Origin of the sequence: Myroides sp. C1519, assembly GCF_038039755.1 — a bacterium.
GTDB classification, from domain to species: Bacteria; Bacteroidota; Bacteroidia; order Flavobacteriales; family Flavobacteriaceae; genus Flavobacterium; species Flavobacterium phaeum_A.
The window spans coordinates 146,674-172,132 of record NZ_JBBPHM010000002.1 but is presented as its reverse complement, the minus strand read 5'-3'; the positions used below and the strand labels follow the sequence as shown (position 1 = coordinate 172,132).

14 protein-coding genes are annotated in these 25,459 nt (G+C 32.5%); 3 read left to right on the top strand and 11 right to left on the bottom strand.

Annotated elements, in window-relative coordinates; genetic code table 11:
- Positions 1-493 precede the first annotated feature (493 nt).
- The gene (locus tag AABL81_RS02130) at positions 494-1,660 is read left to right on the top strand and encodes a dicarboxylate/amino acid:cation symporter (RefSeq protein ID WP_158209448.1); all 1,167 of its coding nucleotides are present in this window, start codon (positions 494-496) and stop codon (positions 1,658-1,660) included.
- Between the two features lie 38 nt (positions 1,661-1,698).
- Positions 1,699-2,880 (top strand): dicarboxylate/amino acid:cation symporter, encoded by a 1,182-nt coding sequence (locus AABL81_RS02125; protein WP_199269104.1) that lies wholly within the window; start codon positions 1,699-1,701, stop codon positions 2,878-2,880.
- 31 nt (positions 2,881-2,911) lie between these two features.
- On the opposite strand, the gene AABL81_RS02120 is transcribed toward AABL81_RS02125, so the two are convergent.
- The 4 genes from AABL81_RS02120 to AABL81_RS02105 form a co-directional block, all read right to left on the bottom strand.
- Positions 2,912-4,054 carry an acyl-CoA dehydrogenase gene (locus AABL81_RS02120; protein WP_090405176.1) on the bottom strand — a complete coding sequence of 381 codons (1,143 nt, stop codon included), beginning with the start codon at positions 4,052-4,054 and terminating at the stop codon, positions 2,912-2,914.
- 11 nt (positions 4,055-4,065) lie between these two features.
- Positions 4,066-4,971: a ComEA family DNA-binding protein gene (locus AABL81_RS02115; protein WP_158209449.1), complete on the bottom strand. Its 906-nt coding sequence runs from the start codon at positions 4,969-4,971 to the stop codon at positions 4,066-4,068.
- Positions 4,972-5,035: 64 nt separating this feature from the next.
- Positions 5,036-5,257, bottom strand: coding sequence for a PspC domain-containing protein (locus AABL81_RS02110; protein ID WP_158209450.1), 222 nt, complete (start codon positions 5,255-5,257; stop codon positions 5,036-5,038).
- A 34-nt stretch (positions 5,258-5,291) separates the two neighbouring features.
- Complete coding sequence (locus AABL81_RS02105) at positions 5,292-6,572, bottom strand: DUF2851 family protein (protein WP_341340256.1); 1,281 nt, start codon at positions 6,570-6,572, stop codon at positions 5,292-5,294.
- A gap of 75 nt (positions 6,573-6,647) precedes the next feature.
- Between AABL81_RS02105 and AABL81_RS02100 the strand changes: the two genes are divergently transcribed.
- Positions 6,648-8,330: a GLPGLI family protein gene (locus tag AABL81_RS02100; RefSeq protein ID WP_341340255.1), complete on the top strand. Its 1,683-nt coding sequence runs from the start codon at positions 6,648-6,650 to the stop codon at positions 8,328-8,330.
- Positions 8,331-8,396: 66 nt separating this feature from the next.
- On the opposite strand, the gene AABL81_RS02095 is transcribed toward AABL81_RS02100, so the two are convergent.
- The 7 genes from AABL81_RS02095 to AABL81_RS02065 all read right to left on the bottom strand — a co-directional run bounded on the left by AABL81_RS02095 (position 8,397) and on the right by AABL81_RS02065 (position 25,425).
- Positions 8,397-10,379 (bottom strand): putative porin, encoded by a 1,983-nt coding sequence (locus AABL81_RS02095; RefSeq protein WP_158209453.1) that lies wholly within the window; start codon positions 10,377-10,379, stop codon positions 8,397-8,399.
- A gap of 89 nt (positions 10,380-10,468) precedes the next feature.
- A complete protein-coding gene (locus AABL81_RS02090) occupies positions 10,469-12,121 on the bottom strand; it encodes a SusD/RagB family nutrient-binding outer membrane lipoprotein (protein WP_158209454.1) in 1,653 nt (550 codons plus the stop codon).
- 8 nt (positions 12,122-12,129) lie between these two features.
- On the bottom strand, positions 12,130-15,249 hold the full coding sequence (locus tag AABL81_RS02085; RefSeq protein ID WP_158209455.1) for a SusC/RagA family TonB-linked outer membrane protein: 3,120 nt from the start codon (positions 15,247-15,249) through the stop codon (positions 12,130-12,132).
- 303 nt (positions 15,250-15,552) lie between these two features.
- On the bottom strand, positions 15,553-17,055 hold the full coding sequence (locus AABL81_RS02080) for a RagB/SusD family nutrient uptake outer membrane protein (protein WP_341340254.1): 1,503 nt from the start codon (positions 17,053-17,055) through the stop codon (positions 15,553-15,555).
- A 21-nt stretch (positions 17,056-17,076) separates the two neighbouring features.
- Complete coding sequence (locus tag AABL81_RS02075; protein ID WP_341340253.1) at positions 17,077-20,283, bottom strand: SusC/RagA family TonB-linked outer membrane protein; 3,207 nt, start codon at positions 20,281-20,283, stop codon at positions 17,077-17,079.
- A 591-nt stretch (positions 20,284-20,874) separates the two neighbouring features.
- Positions 20,875-22,374 carry a RagB/SusD family nutrient uptake outer membrane protein gene (locus AABL81_RS02070; RefSeq protein WP_341340252.1) on the bottom strand — a complete coding sequence of 500 codons (1,500 nt, stop codon included), beginning with the start codon at positions 22,372-22,374 and terminating at the stop codon, positions 20,875-20,877.
- A 3-nt stretch (positions 22,375-22,377) separates the two neighbouring features.
- Entirely contained in the window at positions 22,378-25,425 is a 3,048-nt protein-coding gene (locus AABL81_RS02065; protein WP_158209458.1) for a SusC/RagA family TonB-linked outer membrane protein, read from the bottom strand.
- Positions 25,426-25,459: the final 34 nt, after the last annotated feature.

Below are 25,459 nucleotides of genomic sequence, written 5' to 3'. Positions count from 1 at the left end.
TTTTTTATACAGCACAATAAAAAAAACACTTTTTTTAATTATTTATTAATCAGCTTATAAATTCACTAACCTACTTTCCTCTATGAAAATTATTATTTCCTAATCTCAAGCTGACAACTCCCTGAAATTTATAGCAACCTACATCCATATGCTACCACAATATAAACTTAATACTCCCATAGTCTAACCATAAAAAGACAGCATTATGATACTAACTTTTAAAGCAAATTCACCTCATCAAAACAATAAAACTCCAACGAAGCATACTTCAAATAAAAAATACTATTGTCTATAAGTAACCTTATTCTTTCTCTATCACAAACCATAACACTCTATCACAGTAAATTATGATCTCTCTTTATGGATTAACAAAATTTCGTTTTCTACCATATATATGGTATTTTCATTATCTACTACCTATAAAAAAGATACAATACTTATTTTTGCAATTAATTAGAAACTCCCCGTTAAAATAAAACACTTTAAAATTTAAATGAAAAAATTACTTAACAATACAATTGTAAGATTACTTTTAGGAGTAATAGTTGGCTTAATCATTGGCCCTTACTTAACAGATGGTTTACTTCAAGTAATCTTATCTTCTCGCCACGTACTTGGACAAATTATCTTATTCTTAGTGCCATTAATTATCTTAGGTTTTGTTGTTTCATCAATTACAAAACTTAATACTAATTCGACTAAGGTAATTGGATTCTCCATCGTTATTGCTTATCTATCGAGCATAGGTGCCGGATTCTTTAGCTCGGCTTTAGGATTCAACATTATCCCTCATTTAGAAATAGCGAATAAAGCGAATAGCTTAAAAGAATTACCTGCTATGCTTTTCAAATTAGACATCCCTCCTGTTTTTGGAGTTATGACTTCTCTAACATTAGCACTTATGATTGGTATTGGAATTTTATGGACTCAATCAAAACCGTTAGAAAAAGCTTTCGATCATTTTAAAGATATTGTACTCCTATTGGTAAATAGAGTACTTGTTCCTATTTTACCTTTTTATATTATGGCAAACTTTGCCCTATTAAGTTATGAAGGTTCTATTCAATCACAGCTTCCTGTATTTTTAACAGTAATTATTATTGTAATTATAGCGCATTTTGTGTGGTTAGCATTTCTATACACTATCGCAGGAATCTATTCTAAACAAAATCCATGGGAAGTTATCAAACATTATCCACCTGCTTATTTAACAGCAGTAGGAACAATGTCGTCTGCGGCTTCTTTAGGTATGGCTTTACAATCTGCCCATAAAAGCAAAGTTCTAAAACCAGAAATCACTAACTTTACTATTCCATTCTTTTCAAATATTCACTTATGTGGTTCTGTTCTTACTGAGGTTTTCTTTGTAATGACAGTATCTCAAGTATTATATGGCTCAGTACCTGATATTGGTACAATGATTTTATTTATTGTACTTCTTGGAATATTTGCAATTGGAGCTCCTGGTGTACCGGGAGGAACAGTAATGGCTTCATTAGGAATCATCGCTTCTGTTTTAGGTTTTGATGATGCAGGGATTGCTTTAACATTGACTATTTTTGCATTACAAGATAGCTTTGGTACCGCTTGTAATATCGCAGGTGATGGGGCGCTTAGTTTAATGGTAACAAAATATAGTGATAATAAACAAACAGCATAGTCTCTATAAATTACTATGTGGTTTACAATAGACATAAAATGATTAAAAAACTTTTAAACAATACCATATTCAGATTATTAACTGGCGTTGTATTAGGACTTATTGTAGGTCCTTATCTAACGGATGGATTACTGCAAATAATTCTTTCCGCAAAACATATATTAGGCCAGCTAATCTTATTCTTAGTTCCCTTAATCATTTTAGGTTTTATTGTTTCCTCTATTGCTAAATTAGATCAAAACTCTTCGATCATTATCGGATTTTCATTAATCATTGCTTACGCTTCAAGTGTAGGAGCCGGATTATTTAGTGCTTCTTTAGGATATAATATACTTCCATGGATAGATGTTCCTAAATCTACTTCTACATTAAATGAATTACCTGCTATGCTTTTCAAATTAGACATTCCTCCTATATTCGATGTAATGACTTCTTTGGTATTAGCCTTGATGCTTGGTTTAGGAATTTTATGGATACAGTCTAAAGAATTAGAAAAAGCCTTTGATCACTTTAGAGAAATCGTTCTTTTACTTGTAAATAGAGTTCTTGTTCCACTTCTCCCCCTATACATCGCCTGTAACTTTGCATTACTTAGCTATAGAGGTTCAATACAATCACAGTTACCTGTTTTTATCAAAGTAATTGCTATTGTTATTGTTGCTCACGTTGTTTGGATTGCGATCTTATATACTATAGCAGGCTTATATGCGCGTAAAAATCCTTGGGAAGTATTAAAGCATTATGGCCCTACTTACTTAACAGCATTAGGAACAATGTCATCTGCGGCCAGTTTAGGGGTTGCATTACAATCTGCTCACAAAAGTAAAATATTGAAACCTGAGGTATCTAACTTTACAATACCTTTCTTTTCTAACATTCACTTATGTGGAGCTATGATAACAGAAACATTCTTTGTAATGACAGTTTCCTTAGTTTTATACGGCCATCTACCAGATGTAACTACACTAATTCTATTTATAGTATTATTAGGAATATTTGCTTTAGGGGCACCTGGAGTACCAGGAGGTGCGTTAATGGCTTCTCTCGGGTTAATTACTCAATTATTAGGATTTGACGATGCAGGAATAGCCTTAACACTGACCATTTTTGCACTACAAGATAGTTTTGGTACTGCTTGCAACATTGTAGGAGATGGAGCACTTAGTTTAATGGTAACAACATTTCACGATAAACAGCATAAAAAAAGGGAAGCTAATTAGCTTCCCTTTTTTTATGCTGTTTAAAATAAACTTAGTCTTTTAAGATATTACGAGAGATTACTAATTTTTGAATCTCTGTAGTTCCCTCACCAATAGTACATAATTTAGAATCACGGTAGAACTTCTCAACTGGGAAGTCTTTTGTATAACCGTATCCTCCGTGAATTTGTACTGCTTCGTTAGAAACTTTCACACATACTTCAGATGCATACATCTTAGCCATTGCTCCTAATTTAGTAACAGGCTTGTTGTTATTCTTTAAGAATGCAGCTTTGTGTAATAATAACTCAGAAGCTTCAATCTCTGTAGCCATATCAGCTAATTTGAATCCAATCGCTTGGAATGAGCTAATAGGTTTACCAAATTGAACTCTTTCTTTTGAGTATTTTAAAGCAGCTTCATAAGCTCCTTTAGCAATACCTAAAGATAAAGCACCAATAGAGATACGTCCACCATCCAATACTTTCATTGCTTGGATAAACCCTTCTCCTACTTCACCTAAACGGTTAGCATCTGGTACGCGACAATTATCAAAGATAAGCTCTGCTGTTTCTGAAGCACGCATACCTAATTTGTTCTCTTTTTTACCGCTTGAAAAACCTGGAGTTCCTTTCTCAACAACAAATGCTGTCATACCGTGTGAATCTCCTTTTTCTCCTGTACGTACAATTACTACAGCTACGTTACCAGAAATTGCGTGTGTAATGAAGTTTTTTGCTCCATTTAATACCCAATGATCTCCATCTTTTACTGCAGTTGTACTCATACCTCCTGCATCAGAACCCGTATTGTGTTCTGTCAATCCCCAAGCACCAATCCATTCTCCTGTTGCTAACTTTGGAATCCATCTTTTCTTTTGTTCTTCATTGGCAAAAGTTAAGATGTGATTTGTACATAATGAATTATGCGCCGCTACAGATAATCCGATTGATGAATCTACTTTTGAAATCTCTTCAACTACCGTGATATATTCATGATACCCAAGTCCAGACCCTCCATATTCTTCTGGTACAAGTACACCCATAAATCCCATTTCCCCTAATTTCTTAAACAAGTCTACTGGGAATATTTGTGCTTCGTCCCATTCCATAATATTTGGACGAATATGTTGTTCTGCAAAATCTCTGATTGATTGCGCAATCATTGCTTGAGTTTCGTTGTATTCAAAATTCATAGTTGATAGTTTTAATTCGTGAATTTCAAATATAAACTAATTATATCTACTTTGTCAATAGGGAATTTCTCAATTTTCACTAAATCCTGTTTATTAACAAAATCTCCATTCATACTCCTATACTTTACAACTTCCCTTGCTATAAAGTAATTCATATAAGGTAATTCTTTGATTTGATTAATTGTAGCTTCATTTATATTCAATAAAGTGTATGCCGGAGAGGTCTTTAATATGAAATATTTTGATAATTCTACCACTGTCTCCTCTGGTATACCTTTTACAAATTTTAACTGTTCAATTGACACAAATCCTCCTAAGCGTGCTCTCTCTTTTAATATCCTATCTGCATAGGCAGGACCAATTCCTCTTACTTTTTGTAAATCATCATTAGTAGCAGAATTAATACAAATTGGCTCAATAATCTCTTCTCTATCCTTTTTAGTATCCCCTTTTTTCTCATACTTTAATTCCCCTTTCTGTTGATTAACCCATTTAGGAAATTTAAAATAAGGACTATATTTTTCTAACCACTCACCTGATACCTGTGTAACATTCTGAAACTCCCGTACTGAGTTTACATATAAATTTTTATCTCGAAACTGATGTAATCTATCTATCTCTTCCTTAGTCATTCCAAATAAAAAACCCTTATAATCACTAATAAAGTTAGGATTAAAAGGGTATATAGTATCTTGTTTAAAGCTTTGTAATTGATATAAACTATCTATCAATAGAACTTTAGATTGATAAGATGATGAAATAAAGGTAGCATCTTGTCTATTGCCACTTCTCTTAATAGACAAGAATAAAACCAATAAACTACTTTGAATAATAACCAATAAAACAATCAATATTATTAGTCCTCTTTTTTGAGATTTAGAATAATAGTAAAACTTTTGTTTGACAGAAGATAACATAGGTTTCTTTTTACAGAAAGTTAATCATTCTATCTGTCAAAAAAATACACTAATCAAATATCTTTTACAAATCAAAAACGGATGTTCTCTTAGTGTAAAAAAAGTCCTTTATTTTAGCGAAGAATGCTAATGTAACATATAATGCAAAAGCTAAACCTAATGTGAAAAAAGAAAGATATATAAAAAACAATCTAACACTTGTAGCCCTCATTCCAAGTCTATCTGCAACACGCGTAGAAACTTTAAATCCATATCTTTCAAAAAAGTGACGTAAGTTGGTTATCATATCTATTTTTTAAATTATTTATCAAAAATACAAATTATTGTTTCAAATACCTCTTTCCAACAATACATTCTAAACACCTCCCCTCGTCGCAATACTTTTTCTTCAAATGAACAAGCGCTTGACTGTCAACAATATTTTCTACTTTTATATTATTCTTTACAAACAAACTTACAATGCTATTTTGCTCAGCCTGTATATTCATACCTATCTCTATTATTTCAGCTAAATCATAATCTTCTATATTTTTACTCCGCTTATATACTATCTGCATAGGAAGAATTACATTTACTATTAATAGATCTATAAAACTTCTTGTCATCCGCTTTACCTGTCTTTTACTTTCCTTATTCAAAACATAATGATTCTGCCAATAATCACTTATCTCAACATTAAAGTAACGGTATAATTCTTCTATATTAGTGACTTCTAAAATCTGCGTAATAACCCTCTTATGGTGATAATACCAACTTGCTAATTGTGCTAATCGAATAGTAGGGAAGTTTTGAGGGCGCAATTGAAAAAACTGAAGTTCACCACTTGGTCTTTCTTTTAAATTATGTTTATACTTTAGAAATTGCCATTCACTTCTTAACAGCTTTACATACTCATCATCAACCTCATCACCTGTATGCAATAAACCAACCACACCAAAAAACAATGCCTCTATTTGTATTAATGAATTAGCTTGTTTGTATACTATAGTCACAGGCAATTGACGCATTGCATCAAAAAAAACCTCTCCATTAGAATTTAAACCAAAACTTCTCGCTAAAAAACAAAAGAATACTTGTTCCCAATGATAATTCGTCTCTGCTAACAACAACTCTATCGGTTTTGCTTTATACTCTAACCGTTCAATAAACAATCTATCTCGCCAAGACATCCAACTCAAAGCATCAATCTCTTTAATAAATTCCTCACATTTTAAAGGCTTTCTACCTAACAATAAATGATTACTTTTCTCTACAAGTTTAACGTTTACATAGTTCTCTAAAATCAAGACAGGAATCTCTGTTCCATCTTTCCTAAAAACAGGCATATCATACTCCCAAACTACATGTAGAATAACATTGTTATAACGATTGTCTTTCTCGTGATTATGCGCATACCATTCTGAAGCACATTTATGAATTTCTACATTACCTGCCCAAACTTGCTCATCTATTTTTAGTTTAGCATTAAAAAAATCAGGACCATCTAATCCCGTAAATATTCCTATTGAATATATTATTATCTTCTCATTATTAGCAGTGCGCAACTCATTTGAGTTAAAAAGTTGATTTGCCCACACATAGTGAAGGAATGCTTCTTTCATAAAATAAAGGGCTATTATGGTTAATCTAATTCCTTTTAGGTACTTTTATAAAACTATTCCAAACATCTTCTAATTATGAGAATACAATTAAGTTTTATTCAAATACTATTTATTTGTCTATCATTCAATTTATTTGCACAAAAACCTAACCAAAATATATTAGTTGAATACGAAAGCTTTATAAATAATAAAATTGTTAATCAAGACAATCCACTTATGCTTATTAGCAATTTAGATTACGCTTTTTTATATCAGAAAAAGCACCTTGATGTAGGTATTGAGAATTATCCGTTCGAACAAACTTATATTGATTTTAAAAAGCAAGAATACTTATCCCTTGCTCAACTTGATTTAAAGTCAAGAATCAAAACAACAGCAACTAATAGCTATACTAATTTTCTACTGAGTAGAGAAACTAAAAAAATTGCAGGATACACTTGTAAAAAAGCAACAATAGAAATAAACTCCAACAAGTATACGTTATGGTATACTGATGTAATTAAAGCTAAAGGGAGTCCACTATTATTAGGGGCTAACTTAGGGCTTGTATTGGAAATAGACAGAAATGGTACTTATAAAATAACCGCTAAGAAAATAACTCAAAACCTTTCTATAGATATCAATCCGTATCTAAAATTAGAGGGAAGCGAAATGGTAGACCTAAAGCTTTACCAAAAGAAATTATGGGAAAGTAGATTCAAAACAATTCCTCTTTTTGAAAATGACCTTGTTAATTATTCTGACACCCTAATAAACAAACCTAACTTACTACGATTTGCTAAAGGAACACTTCTCGTAACTAAAGTAAAATTCCCTAAAATAAATAATACAGATCAAGTATTTGTAAACCTTACAGAACAATCAAACGGTGATGCTTATGATAGAACTGGTAGTCTATTTTTGATACCTTATTATCATGAAATATCATTGATGGATGCTTTGGAAAGAGGCTTAGATATTTTACCCGTTTATCAAAACAAAGAGTCTTCTAATAAATATCAAGGAGTCGTTGCTACAAACAACTATACTCCTCCAATTGAGCTAATGCGATTCTTTACTCCTTTTGGAGTAAAAGGTTTTAATCATATTGAAGTATTAGATTACCAATGGCAAGAGAAGGCTTTTTACAGACAAGAGATTACAGAGTTTGCTCCACTTATAAGCAATAGTGAATGGTATATTGGTGTATATATTGGAAACTACGACAAAGGAGGTCATAAAATAAGTGCAGATATAACAATTCACCCCAACGGAAGTAAACAAAGTGAGGTAATTAATATGATGCCTCTTTTCAATACAACAAATGTAATGGAGATGGCAGGGCAAAACTACCCTACAATGTTTTCAAGTTCAGAAGGTCTTAAAATAGAATTCACAGCTACAACAGATATGAAGAATGTGCGTTTACGCTACATTGCAACAGGTCACGGTGGTTGGGCAAATGGAGATGAGTTTAATCCTAAACCAAACACAATCCTTTTAAACAACACTAAAGTTCTTGATTATTTACCGTGGCGACAAGATTGTGGTTCTTACAGAGATTACAATCTCGCTTCAGGTAATTTTGAGACGGGACTATCCTCATCTGATTTAAGTAGATCAAACTGGTGTCCTGGCACTATTACTCCACCTATTTGGATTCCGTTAGGTGATATCCCAAAAGGGACACATACCTTGCAAATCAAAATTCCAATGGGCAAACCAGAAGGAAAAAGTTTCAGTTACTGGAATATATCAGGTGTATTATTTAGCGAATAAAAAAAGGGACTTCATTTATGAAGTCCCTTTTTTGTATTTTTTTACTACCAATACGTAAAGAAATAATTATGTAAAGAAGTTCCAAGCAATTCCAAATCTAAACATAAAGTCTCGATATGGATTATTTGGTGCTGAGTAGTAATTATACCCACTCATACTTGAATTAAAATGTTCAAGTTTTAAATAAATACGTGCTGTACGCACTTTCATATTTACAAAAAAGTCAAACACTGGATAACCACCAATTTTTACTTTATCCTGAACAAAGAAATCTCCTAACAAAGGGTTGTAATCATTTCCATAGTATTTAGTAAAGTAACTAAAAGTAATACCTGTTTGAAACTTTAATGCTTTATCAAAAAAAGCGTCAGAGTAATACAATGTATTTCTTGTTACAAAATCAGGAACATTCAAAATATTGTCTGCTTGATCTACCTTTTGGTATAAGAAAGTATTGTCTAAACCAAACTTACCAACTTGAATATCTTTTGAAAGTTGTAATGATAAATAGTTTATTGTTTTCCCATATTGTTTAGGAGAAACTAACAATTGATTTGCAATTCCAAAATCATTATACTCCGTTGCATCATTTGAAAAATACAATTTATCTTTTAATACAGAATAGCTTCCTGAGATAGAAACCCAAGGTGTATTAATAGTAGCATCAAATTGATTTATTTTTTCGTTATTAAACTCTTTATACCAGTTGTATCCAACATAGTCACTTTGATATAAATAGTAACTTAAATTACCCATTCTATTCAACTTTTGATATCCAAGATCAAAAGAAATATTGTCAGATAATTTATAAAAAACATCAGCTTCTATATTACTTGTATTATCATCTCCCAAAGAGGTACTCAACAATAGATTTGCTTTCCAATTATTCTTGTGATAAGTATACTTACCCCCAATCATATTAATATTCTTTTCAATTTGATCAGGCACAATACCTTCTTCAATATGAGCTATACTTTTATAATAATAGCGATATTTATAGAAGTCTGTAAAGAATTGAAAACGTCCAACAACATCAGATTGATAGGCAGCTCCAACACGATTAAATAAATTATAATAACGTGTTTTATTACTTATTTCACTTTGAAAAGCATCTCCGAATCTTGTTTTATCATCATACTGACTATTGACATTTCCTTGTTTATACTCAAAGAATTTATCTTCATAAGTAAACTCATGAGTCAATAATATACCATTCTTAAAAGACTTGTTTAACTGATACTGGTGATTAAGATAAAAGCGTTTCCCTTTTAACATAGTTTCTACATCGCGGAAATAAACATTTAATCGTTCACGTTTATTATATGGAGCCTTACTCTCTTCAAATAAATCTAAATCTCGGATACCTCCATTTTCTTGATTCATTATATCTTGGAAAGTAAAGTGCGTTCTAAGCAAATATTTTTTATTTGGAGAAATATAACTTGACCCTATTCTAAAATTACCTGTAGAAGACAATTGATTAATATACTTTCCTAAAGATCTCAATCCTTTGTACCCTACAAATAAATTTAAATTCTCACTTGTATTTAGAGTAATAAATGCATCAAGGTTTTGGCCTTGTTTCATAACACTTCTATAATACAAATCAGTATATGGCGTAGGAGAGGAATAATAGTTAATATCATCCGCATCTAAGTATGCAAATTGTTTTGCTTCAAAACCAAAACCAGGGAGTACATTGTTCTCCTTATAATTATACTTTAAGACATTATAAGTTTGACCTTCATTTGCAAAAGGCAACAAGCCAAAAATATCTTTTCTTAAATAATTAAACGTATAATATTTCTTTACACTTAATGCAGTGTCAACAGCAATTGTATCATTTTTAATTGAAATGATTTTATAATCTCGAATAGGCGCAACAGAGTCTTTCTTGACTTTCTTTCTTAGACTCCCTATTTCTTTTTTACCATTGTTATCTTGTTCTTCGTCTGGACGATAACTACTTTGTTCTCCCAAGTTTTGGAATTGCCCATAAGAAGTTATAAAACAGAATAGAAACAGAAAAACACCTAAGTACTTTCGCATACAAACTAAATTTGGACAAAGGTAATTTTATTTTTTAATTAAATAAAAAAAGCCATCCGAAGATGGCTTTCTTATTTCATTTTGACTAATTAATTTTTAGCCCATATTAATTTAGAATTCATTTTGTCACCACCCATTCGAGCAGCAGCAGCATCTTTATTAGCTTTATTCACAAGATCTAAATCACTTGGATAAGTAATTCTCTCTGGTAAATCAGTTAAGTTTTCTAAAGGTACAAAAGTATAAGACGTTTCTCCATTAGGCCCTTTAGCAATCAAATCATGAGATTGACCTGGTAAAAGTAGCGTTTTAGGATACTTTGTTCTTCTATACTCTGCCCAAGCTTCGTAAGGTTGTAAATAAAGTGCAATGTACTTTTGTGTTAAAACCGTCTCTTCACTTGCTGCAGGTAATGTGTTTACATAAGCATCAATATCAGCTTGAGCCACACCCCAACGAGCCATAGAAGCAGAAACTCCTTTTTTATACTCTGCATCATCCCAGTTTTTATTTTCAGAAACTAAAAATGCAACCTCAGCATACTCCATTAAAACTTCACCATAATCAGCTTTATAAACTGCTGCACCAAATTGAGAAGCAGCTCCTCTTTGTGATCCAGTAAAGTTATCTTGTAATCCGATAGGGAATCCTGTATAGAAACTTGCTTCACGATCAACATAGTTTCCAACCTCAACGCTTGGAGCACTTGTATCTTCAGGATCAGAATAAAATAATACTCTTACTTCATTTTCTACACCATCATCATCTTTTTTCAGATTAGTTTTAGGAGCAACCATTCTAAATAAACGTGGATCAACTTTTCCTGCAAAAACATTAGTCTCTCCTTTCAATAATTCAACAAATGTATTCGTCGGTGCAAAGTCATTACGATTATCAATAAATGCTGCTGTATAGAATGGTGCAGGATTTATCTTATCATTTTGAAATACTTGGATTACGTTATCATCGTTTGATTCCATCACTCCACTTGCTATAGCCTCATTAATATGAGCCTGAGCTTCTGGAATAACATTTTTCACGCGGTTAGCAATCTTTAATCTTAATGAATTAGCAAAACGTTTTAAAACGATTGGTCTTCTAAACAAGTTATCTCCACTTGAGAACACATTATTTGCTTGTAAATTCACAGATTCAGCAGCCTCTTTCAACTCCTTCATCAAATCTTTATAAATTTTTTCTTGAGGAGCAAACTTTGGTGTAGCTTTTTCATTTTCAGTTCCAATAGTCATTCCTTCGAAATCTGGATCATCACTACCATAAGAATAGTAAGGAATATCTCCATAAATTTCTAAAGCTTGTAACTGAGCATACGCAATCATAACACGTGCTGCTGCTAATTGATTTTTTGGATCTCCATATGCTGCAATCTTTGCTTCGTTTGCTGGATCTTCTAAAATATCAATAATTGTTTTATATTTCTTTACTGCTAAAAAGATATCACGGTATAAACTATTATTTACACCAACTCTAAACTGATATCTATCTTCTGCTGTATAGTTTCTTTGTGCTGAATACTGCACCCAAGGTAGAGCCATACGAGCAGAAGGGAAACCTCCTCTTGTATTAGTCATTAAAGCCTTGTTAGCACCATTAAAAATTCCCGTTGTACGAACCTCTGTTGGTTTATTTGGGTTTACATTTATGTCTTCTAAATCCTTATCACAACTTACTAAAGTAAGTACACAAGCAATGAAAGACAATTTATATATAAGCTTTTTCATAATACTCTTTAGAATTTAAATTTAACATTCATTCCGTATGTTCTTGTAGAAGGTAAAGAAGCTCCTTCAATAGCTTGGATGTTTCCACTTCCGTATGAAGCCATTTCAGGATCCATACCTTTCCAAGCAAGATTCCAAGTAAATAAGTTACGACCAAACATAGAAATAGTAATTCCTTTAAAAGGCCCAACCCACTTAGTAGGTAAATCATATCCTAAAGATATCTCACGTAATTTCACATAGTCTGCATCAAAAATGTTCTGTGCATCAACTGTAGTTTGATGAGCTTTAGCCCAATCAATTGCATCTACAACTTTATCATTTTTAGTTCCATCTTCTTTAACACCATCTAAAATCACACCTTTCTCACGGATACCATCAACTGCAGTTTCTTCTAACATACCAGAGTACATTCCGAACATATGAGAAGTAGAGTAATATTTACCTCCTTTTTGAATATCAAGTAAAACTCCTAAACGGAAATTTTTGTATTGGAAGCTGTTACGAATACCCATATTATAATCAGGTAAATATGAACCTAAAGCTTGTACTCCTGTTGATTTATATAAACCATTCGCTCCTACTACTTTATTACCATTTGCATCTCTTACATAATCTTTACCATAAATTTGTCCATAAGCCTCACCTACTTTTCCTTGTAAAGAAACGTTAAATGGAGCTCTTGTTATTTCAACTGACTCAACTCCATCAGCTAATCTTGTTAACTCATTTTTATTTTTAGAGAAGTTCCAAGAAATATCCCATGAAAAATCAGGTGTTCTAATTGGAGCTAAATTAACTGTAGCCTCAAGCCCTTTGTTTTTCATATCTCCAGCATTCAACCATTTATAAGCAAATCCTGTAGCTGGGTCATACTGTACTCTTGTAATAAGATCCTTAGTGTCAATTTGGTAATAAGAAACCTCGAAACCTACTCTATTATTTAAGAATGCAGCCTCTAAACCGATTTCTTTAGTAGTCATCATCTCTGGTTTTAAGTCAGGATTGTTAGCCGTAGCACTTAATGAATACGTAGGAGAACCTAAGAAAGGCCCATCTAAATTAAAGTAATCATTTGTTCTATAAGCATCAGTATCATTACCAACTTGTGCCCATCCTAATCTCAATTTACCAAACGATAACCAATCAACTTCTGGTAATAAAGTTGAGAAAATAAATGTACCTGTTACAGAAGGATAAGTAACTGACTTTTTCACAGTAGAGAACCAATCTGTACGTGTTGTACCTTCTAAGAATAAAAACTCCTTATAGTTTAAGCTAACAGAACCAAACACACTGTTTGTTCTCATATGAGTTTTATCATTTGAAGATTGTGCAGGAGAGTTACTATTACTTAAATTATACAAGTTAGGTAAGTCTAAACCTCCTACTGTAGTTCCATATAAATAATCTCTTCTTTTCTCACTTCTATTAACTCCAACAAAAGCGTTTAACCCAAAATCACCAAAATGATCATCATAATGTAAACGACCTTCATAGTTATATTCAGAAATATTACGTTTCAATATACTATAACTTGAAGTAGCTTGAGAACCAACAGCAACTTGCTCTTCTACTGTAAAACTATAGCGATCTCCATACACAGTACCTACAGCATATAATTTATCACTAAAGTTATAAGTCAACTTCACATTTCCATAAGTTCTATTACGAACATCTTGAGAAGTATTTTCATGAACTACCCAATAAGGGTTATCAGAATATGCAGGTCTTGCATCATTCCAATCATTTCTATTCCAAGATCTTTGATTACCATTTTCTAATTTATAGTCTTTAAGCTTTTTAAAGTCTAATTGTCTTTGAGACCACTGGAAGAATTTCTGAGCAACAGAGTTATCTCCATACCCAACTTCAGGTCTATTAAATCCTTTAGTATAAACATAACTAATGTTTGTTTCTGCTTTTAACTTATCCGTTAACTGAGTAGAAGCATTTACAGTAAAGTTATTTTTCTGTAATTTAGAATTAGGAACAACCCCCTCAGTAACATTATTACTAAAAGACATTCTTACATTACTATCTTTATAAGACTTACCTACAGCTACAGATTGATTATGTGTAATACCTGTTCTAAAGAAAGATCTTACATCATTTTTAGATTTTACCCAAGGTACTTCTTTCATATAATCGTTAGAAAATTCAGGATCAAAAGCATACCATGGTAAATACATAGTACCATCTAACTTAGGTCCCCAGCTTTCATCAGTAGAATATTCTGGGATGTTATACATTTTCCCGTCAATCTCAACTTGTGACCACTCTGGAGAAGAACCACCTCCATAAGAGTTTTGCATTTTCGGCATAATGTTTACACTCTCAAAAGTAATTCCAGTGTTAACCTCAATATCTGTACGACCATTCTTTGCAGACTTAGTAGTATAAATGATTACACCATTACCTCCTCTATTTCCATATAAAGCAGAAGCAGGTCCTCCTTTTAATACAGTTACAGATTCGATTTCATCTGGATTTATATCCGCAGAAGTATCACCATAATCACGTCCACCAGCACCTCTTTGCATATTAGTATCCCCAAAGTTACTATTATCCAAAGGTACCCCATCAACAACGATTAAAGGTTGGTTGTTTCCTGTTACAGATTTAATACCACGTAAAACGATACGAGCAGAACCTCCCATTGAAGATGGAGAAGTTACTTGTAAACCAGCAACATTACCAGACAATGCATTTACAGCATTTGTTTGTCCAGCTCCTGATAATTCATCTCCTTTAACTTCTTGAGAAGAATAACCAAGTTTCTTTTTGTCACGCTTAATACCCAAAGCTGTTACTACAACTTCATCAAGCATTTCTTCATCACTTGCCATTGCAACATTAAAAATTGATGCAGCACCGACAGTGTGTTTAACGTCTTTCATTCCCACAAAAGAAAAAACAAGAACATCTCCTGCTTTTGTTTTAAGAGAATACTTCCCATCTAAATCAGTTTGTGTACCATTTGTAGTACCACTGATTACAACAGAAACCCCAGGAAGAGGAAGCCCCTCTTCGCTTACAACTCCGCTAAGAGTCTTTTCTTGTGCGAAACCAACCTGTACAAATAGGGTCAGAATACACATAAAGATCCAAGTAAACTTTGATTTCATTATAATTATTTTGATTAGTTAGTATAACAAATCTAACAAAAGATTTTAAATAACATTAACTTTTGTTAGATTTTTTTAGCAATCAGAATAAATATAGTTTAAAGATAAACACCCATATGTATCAAAAAAACAATAATACAATCATAAATATATAAATTACACAATACCGAGAATCACACCAATCCCTTACAAGCATTGGGTTTTAACATAAAAAACATTACAAAATTGATATTAAATAAATCAATCCCTCTAAAACAAAAGAAGCCACTCAATTGAGTGGCTTCTTTATTATTAATTCAATATCTAATTATTATAAACAGGATTATTCAATATTTCATTTTGCGGAACCATAAAAGTCATCTTTGAATCATCATAACTAAAATTAGTGTTTGCAAAATAAAGGTGATTGCTTCCATAGTTAAAATCTGCCTTATTTCGTTTAATAGCAGCATAAGCTTTCCCTTCACCCCATAGTTCAATACGTGTTTGTAATAAAATCTGTTCTTTTAAGTTATTACCACTTAAATTATCAACGAATGTTACATCTGCAACTCTTACAGCTAAAAATTCTTTTAATATTTCTTTTGCTGCTGCTTCCTGTCCAAGTCTTGCTTTTACTTCAGCATTTAACAAGTACATTTCTTCAACTCTCATAAATACATAATCAGATTCAATGATACGTTGTCCTCCAAAAAGTTTCCCTTTAGCAGAATAAAATTTATTTGCAGGAACAGTATTCTCTTTTCCAATTTTCATTTCTTCTCCTGTTACATCTGTTACAATATTGCTAACAAATTGTTGTTTACGAACATCTTTATCTGATATTGCTTTATACAATTCTGTTGACATACCTTTTGTGTCACCAACATATGCATAGCTGTATGTATAAACATCCATTTGGCCCCACCAAGAAACCAAATCCAAATTGTTCTCTGAAGTCAAAACAGCTCCCCACATCCAGTTAGGGTTACTTGACATTTTATTAAAACCTGCTAATAGTCCATTTTTAGAAGCAAGAGGATAAGCACCACTTAGAATAATGTCATCAGTTAATTTCCCAGCTTCAATTAAAGCATCGTTTGTTCCCTTAGCTGCATAAACATAGGCAAGTATTCCTTTTGTAACCAAGTAATTTACGTTCTTTTCTTTTCCAACTGCACCAGCCTCCTCAAACAATTGAATCGATTCATTTAAATCTTTAATCATAAAATCAAAAACTTCTTGAGTAGTCTTTGCTGCCAAATTTTCTAATACAGGAGCTTCATAAATAGGAAGTAGTTTTTCATTTGCATCATAACCTTTTGTATACATTACAGCAAGATTATAATACATATATGCTCTTAAAGCTTTTGCTTCAGCTAAAACCTTTTTTTCTGTATTATTAAGTTCCTTTCCATCATATGGTGCAATTACATTATTTGTACCTCGTACCATATAATAATAAAACCTCCAAGGCTTATAATTTTCATTACTTGTAAAGTTGGTTATATTTTGCAAATTAGCAATTCTGCTATACCAACCATAAATTGCACTATTAAGATTTACATCTCCAGCAAGCATATCTGTATAAATGTCAAAACCTTTTTGTCCAAAATCATCGTGTCCAGTTGTTCCACCAGAAAAAGCTCTAACATTATAAGCGTACAAACCATTTAAAGTAGCCGCTCCTAAGTGAGGTGAGTTCTCAGAAACTTTATCTATATCTGATTTTGAAATAGTATCAGTTGCTGACAATTCTAAGAAATCTTTTGAACAAGCTCCAAACATAAGTCCTACGCTTAAAGCTAATAATATTATTTTTTTCATGTCTTTTCGATTAATTAGTGATTAAAATTTAACTTTCACTCCCCCTGTGATTGTAGTTAAAGGAGCATACTGATATGTTGAAGATTGTCCAAATTCAGATGTAGCAGGGTTGAATCCATCACGTTTAGCAAATAAGAATAGGTTGTCTCCTGAAACATAAAAACTTAAGTCTGCTAACCCCAATTGTTTTACAAATAATTTAGGTAATGTATAACCTAAACGAATATTATTAATGCTCAAGAAATCAGATTTAGTTAAGAAACGAGTAGAGGTACCATTTACACTTGCATCAGCATCACTTGAAATTCGAGGTACATCAGTAATATCTCCAGGTTTTTGCCATCTATTATCAATGTCTTTATGCCAATTATTTCCACCTACTTTATCATTATGCATCAAACTTGCATAAGCACTATCATAAGAATAACCTCCTAAACTATAAAGCATTTGAACAGATAACTCCCATCCTTTTAATCCACCACTCAAGTTTATCCCACCACGCACTTTTGGAATAGCAGATTTACCAACATACTGTTGTGTACCTTCAGCATAGTTAAAAGTTTTTTCTTTAGTTAACTGACCCTCTTTATCTGGATTAGCTACTAAGAAATCAGTTAATGAAGCAACATATTGTTTTTCCCCATTTCCGTCAGTATAAGTATATGTATACCATTGTGCTCTTCCAGACTCACTGTCAACTCCAGCCCATTCTCTCATATAAAAATCAGCAATTGAATGTCCCGCTGAACGTCCATACAAGCCATCAATATCAAGCACTTTTTCTTGTCCTGTAGAAGGGTCTATTGGCATATTGATTAACTTATTTTTTAAATACTCACCATTGATCGCAATATCAAAATAAGCATCCTTAGTTTGTAATACGTGTCCAACTACATTAAATTCTACCCCCTGATTTCTCAATTTACCATCATTTACTGTCATCAATGCATAACCAGCCGATGGACCTACTCTACGGGTAAAAATTAAATCATCAGTATCTTTTAAATAATAATCAACCGATACATCTAAATATTTTTTCAAACTAACTTCAACACCTGTCTGAAACATTTTTGATTTTTCCCAAGTTAAATCAGGATTCCCAACAACAGATTCATAAATTGCTAAATCACCTCCATAAGTACCAACTTGCCATAAATTCTCTCCTGGATGATTACTCCCAACACCTTGATCTCCTATTAGACCATAACTTGTTTTCAATTTCAAATTACTTATCAAATCTTGATTAAGCATAAACTCTTCCCTTGAAACAACCCAAGACAAACCGACAGAACCAAAAGTTCCCCATTTATCATTTTTAAATCTTGAAGAACCATCACGTCTAATTGTTCCTGATAAGAAATACTTTCCTGCATAATCGTAATTCAATTGCCCAAAATAACTTTCAATAGCATATCTATTTTTGTAACCTGAAGAAGGGCTTGAACTTGATCCATTATTAATTTCAGTACTATTTGGATCAGCCAAATTATTTTTACTTATATCGTTATATCTTGACTCATAATAGCTATTTTCATGAGCAGCAAGAACTTCAAATCCATGTGCACCAAAAGATTTTTTATAACGTAATAACTTTAACCAGTTATAAGTAAATAGTTCTGTTTTAACCTTAAAGATTGATCCTCCCATTGTAGCAGCAGAACCATAATATCTATTATTTAATCGATCTCTTGTATTATTATAATATTGTCCTCCTACATTAGTTTCAAATGTTAATCCATCTGCAATACTTACAGTAAAAGCAGCATTAGCACTTACTTCATCTCGCGTGGTTCTATCTTTACCATAAGTTGCATCTCCTACAGCGTTAGTTAAAGCACCAAAACCACGTCCTGTACCATAATCATATTGATTACCTCCATAAACGTCTTTTACAAAATTTCCATCTTCATCGCGTAAGAATAAAGGATATATAGAAGGAATATTATTGGTAAACCAGAATACACTTCCTGAATCACTTGACTGCCCTGCATTGTTACTTTGTGAGTGTGTATAACCAATGTTCATCTTTGCATCTAACCATTCTTTTGGTTTATGCTGTAAATTTAAACGAGCAGTTAATCTTTCATAATCAGAATTTACTGAATACCCCTCATCTTTTAAATACCCTAAAGAAGAAAAATAAGATGTCTTTTCTGCAGATCCACCCATATTAACATTAGCTTCAATACGTCTTGAAGATTGAAAAGCATAGTCTCTCCAGTTTTCAGGATTATATTTTCTTGTAACTCCTTCACGTATTTTTCCAGTAGCAGGATCGATTAATTCCCCTCCATCTGCTACATTCCACATATTATATCGAGGATCTATACCGTAACGTTGTCCAAATAAATTATTACCTGCCCAAACATTAGCTTGATCATCTGTAAAATTCCCTTTGATTTTACCATAGTTTGTTAATCCTTCATAAGAATACTCCATATACTGTTCAGGAGAAGTTATCACATCATAATCCGGTAATGCTCTCCAGTTAACACCTGTTTTCATGTCAACTTCAATAAATGAACCTGAAGTTCCTTTACCTGTTTTAGTATTAATAATAACAACACCATTAGCTCCACGAGAACCATAAATTGCAGTTGCAGTAGCATCTTTCAATACAGTCATAGAACCAATATCAGCAGGATTAATAGAGCTAATATTTCCAAAGTATGGAACACCATCTACAATATAAAGAGGACTTCTATTACCATTCACAGAACCAAATCCACGAATACGAACAGTAGGTTCGGCACCTGGCTGTCCTGTTGAGGCAATAACACGCACACCTGCAGCTTCACCGGCTAATGCAGCAACAGCATTAGAAACATTCTTTTTTTCAATTTGCTTTGCTTCTACTTGTGAAGCAGAACCTGTAAATGATTCCTTTGTAGCTGTACCATATCCTACTACAATTACTTCGTCCAACATATTGTCTTCAGACATCATTGTCACGTTGTGAATAGGTGTAGCGCCTACTTTATACGTAACATCATTCATTCCAATAAATGAAAATACAAGAACATCTCCTGCTTTAACATTTAAAGAATACTTACCATCCAAATCTGTTTGCGTACCCTCTTGCGTACCCTGAATTACAACAGAAACACCTGGCAATGGCAATCCATCCTCACTCACAACTCCTGTAAGTGTTTTGTTTTGAGCAAATCCCATTTGAAGGCTTAGTACAAATAGGATAGTCAAAAACCAATTAAGTCTTGATTTCATCATATAAATTGATTAGTTAGTAAAACTGATTAACAGAAAAAACTATACCAATAAATCAACAACAAGCAAAACAAAAAAGTTAAAAAACAATAAATAACACAATTAAAATAACCGAAACACTACAATAACAACAAATAATATTTTAAAACACTACCAAATAACAACATCACAAAGCCATTCAATATGTTAATAATTAAAATAGTTAAAATCTTAAATTAAATTAAAAATAAAATCATAATTACAGAAAATAAATCTCATTATACATAATTACACAAACATAAAAGCATAATTAGCGAATAAAAAAGAAACTATTCACTTTACATAATCGCATAAAGCACATTATTTAAAATTGTTCTAATTATTGAAGCGATAGATTAATATTTAAGAAAAATTGCCAAAAGGCTCTTAATCAAGCTAAGCAATTTTACACATTACAAGTGATAATACTCATAAACTACTTATAACATACTACAAAACTGTACTTCAACGAATCTATTTCTACAAAATATAGAGCAAAAAAAATCCCCTTGTAATAGACTCACGTCTACTACAAGGGGATAAATAATTGTACAGTTTTCTAAATTATACTATAGTTTAGTAACCTTTATTTTGATCAATACCTGTTACATTGATTTCCTTTTGAGGAATCGGTAATGCCAACAATGGATTTCCAAAAGAAATAGTATCTCCGTCTATATCATCATTACCTTTAATTGCAGGATTTGATACAGTTCCTCTCCAACGCATTATGTCTTCAAAGTTGAATCCTTCAAACATCAACTCCTTAGTACGCTCAGAACGAACTGTTTTTAAATCTAATGTTTTGAAGATTTGATCATCTTGTTTATCATCAATCAAATAACGTTTTGCAGCAATTTCATTAACATAAGCTAATGCCTTTGCTTTATCTCCATTAGACGCTTCTAAAGCAGCTTCTGCGTAATTAAGCATAATCTCTTCAATACGCATAATTCGAATGTTAGATGTACGAGCAGTATACTTTTTCATATTACGTAAACTTTTATCACTCGTAACGTCTTCTTCCATTACAGTTCTACGAATATCTTCTACTTTTTTACCATCAGCAACAGCTTTAGCATCGAAAATTGCATCAACCTTTGCAGGCATACAAATTAAGTCTCCATATCCTAAAGAACCATCTGTGAAATATACATAGAATAAACTCGCAGTAAATTGGTTATCACTTCCTGTTTGAGTCAATTCAAACAATGAGTTTGTCATAACCTCTTCACTTTTATATCCGTCGATAAATCCAGCACGTGTTGCAACTTGTCTTTTTGAACTATCAATAGCTTTTTCAGAAGCAGTAATTACTACATCATAATAACCTTTATCAAACTGAGATGCAAATAATGCTATACGAGATTTAAAACCATAAGCTGATGCTAAATTAATACGAGCACGAACAGATGAAGTATTCCCACTAACTTTAGGTGTACTTTCTTCTAATAAAGCGATACCTTTTTCTAAATCAGCAAAAATTAATTCTAAGTTTTCCTTAACTGTAGGACGACTAATAGATTCATTAGCATCTCTCGTTGTAGTTTTATAAGGAACTCCCATTCCATTTAGTCCTTTATCTTCAACATATTGTTGTCCATAAACTTTAACCAAATCAAAATGTCCTAAAGCTCTTAAAATATAAGCTTGACCTTTATAGAAGTTAATTAAATCAGCATCACCATTTTTAGCTACAACTACTTGATTTGCTTCAAGTACTCTGTTAGCATTAGTAATAGTTTTGTAAATCTGTTTCCAAGTATCTACAGAGTAGTTATGAGTTGGCTGTACAGTAGCACCAGAAACAGAACCAAAACGTCCTGTAGCATTTGTTGAATACATGTACTGTGATCTTGCCTCAGAAAAAGCAATAATATCTCTTCCGTAATAAGCAGAATTAGTCATACGTGCATAAGCACCATTCAAAGTAGCCAATAATTGATCAGCAGTCTTAATTGGCTCCTCACCATCTTGATAATTCGATTGCTTCGGATCTAACGAACAAGAAGTAAAAGATGTTACTCCAAGCGTAAGAAAACCAGCAATATATAATATTCTAAATAATCTTTTCATTTCTTAAAATTTAACGTTTAAAGTAAACACTACTGATTTTAATGGAGGAGTAGCTAACTCAATGTAACCTGATGAATCAACCTCTGGATCCCATTTCAATCTATTATCTTTAACCCATACAAATGGATTCATTGCTGCCATAGAAATATTAATAGCATCAACTCCGATAGATTTAACAGCTTGTTTGCTTAAATTGTAACCAAATGTTACTTGTCTCAATCTGATATGATCTCCTTTATACAACCATCTTGTACTTGGTGCTGTATATGTAGAAGAATTCGATGTACTTAACTTAGGTACATCTGTAATATCACCAGGTTTTTGCCATCTATCCATTAACTCAGTTGTACCGTTGTAAGTATAAATTGAGTTCTTAGCATTTGAATTTGTAAATTCAGCCCAAGAATCATAAACTGAATATCCAGTTGCAAATGAGAATAAAGCATCTAAATAGAAACCTTTGAAATCAACGTGAGTATTAAAACCTCCAGTTACTTTAGGTAAAGCACTTGTATTTTGGAAACGTTTTTCAGCATCTGAATGAGTAGAAGTTGTACCTCCATCAGCAGTATACCACAAAGGATTTCCTGATTGAAGATCTACACCAGCATACTCAGGCAAATACCAAGTTCCGTAAGGTTTTCCTTCAACAGTTCCAGTGAAACTTGATAACACTTCTAAACGCTCACCTTTAACGATAGGCATACGAGTAACTTTGTTCTTAACAGTACCAACGTTTGCACCTACAGACCAGTTAAAATCATCTCCTCTGAAAATATCAACGTTTAATTCAGCCTCAAAACCACTGTTTGATAAATCTCCAATGTTAGTCCATTGTGAATCATAACCTGAAGTTAGAGATAATGGTACTGCATATAATAAGTCTTTACTCTTACTTTTATAGTAAGTTAAACTTCCTGATAATCTATTATTAAAGAATCCGAATTCAACACCTGCGTCAAATTTCTCTTGTTTCTCCCAACCTAATGGTCCTCCGTAACGAGATGCTAATAAAGCTGACTCATTATTGTAGGTACCTGCAGCAATTTGTTGCATAAATAAGTTAGGGCTGATAGATGAGTTACCAGTTGTACCGTAAGAAGCTCTTAAACGCAATAAACTTACAGCAAAAGCATTTTGCATAAATGTTTCAGAGCTAATATTCCAAGCCCCACCTACTGCATAGAAATTACCCCATCTGTCATCTTCAGAGAATCTTGAAGAACCTTCTCTACGGAAAGTAACATCTAATAAATAACGATTTTGGTAATCATAGTTTAACATACCTAAGTAACTAAACTGTGACCAATCATAGAAATCAGCATGAGCAGTATAGTTTGCAGCTGCAGTACCTAAACTAATCATACCTGGAGGAAGAACCTCACCACGACCTTCTAATTCGTTCAACTTATTTTTTTGGTATTCTACTAACGCTTTTACATTAAAACGATGAGAATCTCCTAAATAAAATTTATAATCTAAAGAGTTTTGCCAAACGTAGTTGAAAATTCTTCTTTCGTTTTGACTTGAAGAACCTTTATAAGCTTTCCCGTCTCCGTGTACTGGATTACTAAATGTTTTATAGTTAGCTAACGTATAATCCAATCCAATTTTTGACTCGAACTTTAAGTTATCTAAAATTTTATATCCTAAACTATTGTTTGAAATAACACGAGTTACATCATTCTCATTTACATTATTTGCCATAGTGTAAATTGAGTTATGTAAACCTGCTGAAGTACTTAAATTTGGTGTTCCATCTGCATTATAAATTGCAGTCCAAGGACTCATAAACATACCTGTTAAGTTAGGGTTAGAAAAATATGCCCCTCCTTCTGGAATACCATTTTGTTTAATATTAGAAACATTTGCACCAACCGTTAAATCAAGTTTTTCGTTTAATTTACGATTCATAGTAAATGATCCAGTTACTTTTCTAAAATCAGAACCGATAACAACACCTTCGTATTTATCGTGTCCTAAACTTGCGTAATAAGAACCTCTCTCATCTCCTCCATTAACACCTAAGCTAATTGAAGACATAATTGCATTTTTATTCTGTACTGCATCTCTCCAATCGTAATTTTGAGATCCATTAGCAACCCATTTAGACAAAACGTTATTTGGTCCATAACCATTTTCGCCCACATACCAGTCTAAAGCTTCATCTTTAGTAAATCCATCTTCTTCACCATAAGCATTATAGTTAGCCTCTAACCATAATTCTTTTTTCTGTTCACCACTTAAAAATTTAGGCCCCTTACGAGCAAAATTTTGAATACCGATAGATGATTTAAAAGTATAAGAAGGTTCACCTCTTTTTCCTTTTTTAGTAGTAATTAAAATTACACCATTACCACCACGTGCACCATAAGCAGCAGTAGCAGCAGCATCTTTCAATACAGTCATAGACTCAATATCATCACTGTTGATTCCAGATAATGCAGATAAACTTGTTCCTTTAGAATCTCCTGATAAGTTCTCAGTGATAATAGGCATTCCATCAATTACATATAATGGTTCGTTTGTCGCAGACATAGAGTTACGACCACGAATTCTAATATTTTGTTGCGCTCCTGGAGAACCAGAAGTAGTAGCAATTTGAAGTCCTGCTACACGTCCTTGTAAAGCTTGGTCAACAGATGCTACTGGAGTTTGAGCTACTACATCTCCCTTAACAGCAACAACGTTACCTGTAACTTCATTTTTAGTTTTAGTTTGACCATAAGCCAATACTACAACCTCTTCTAACATCTCTTCATCTGATTTCATAACAACATTATGAGTAGTAGATGCTCCTACTTTATACTCAATATCTGCCATTCCAATAAATGAGAATGTTACAATTTGTCCTTGTTTTACAACAATGGAATATTTTCCATCGAAATCTGTTTGTAACCCATCTTGTGTTCCTTTAATTACAACAGTAACTCCTGGTAAGGGAAAATCACCGTCAGTAACAACACCAGATAGTGTTTTCGTTTGTGCAAAAGAAATCTGCACAAATAGCACCAGGATTAGTGCTAAAGTCCACTTAAACTTTGATATCATTATTAAATTGAATTAGTTAGTACACAAACTTAAA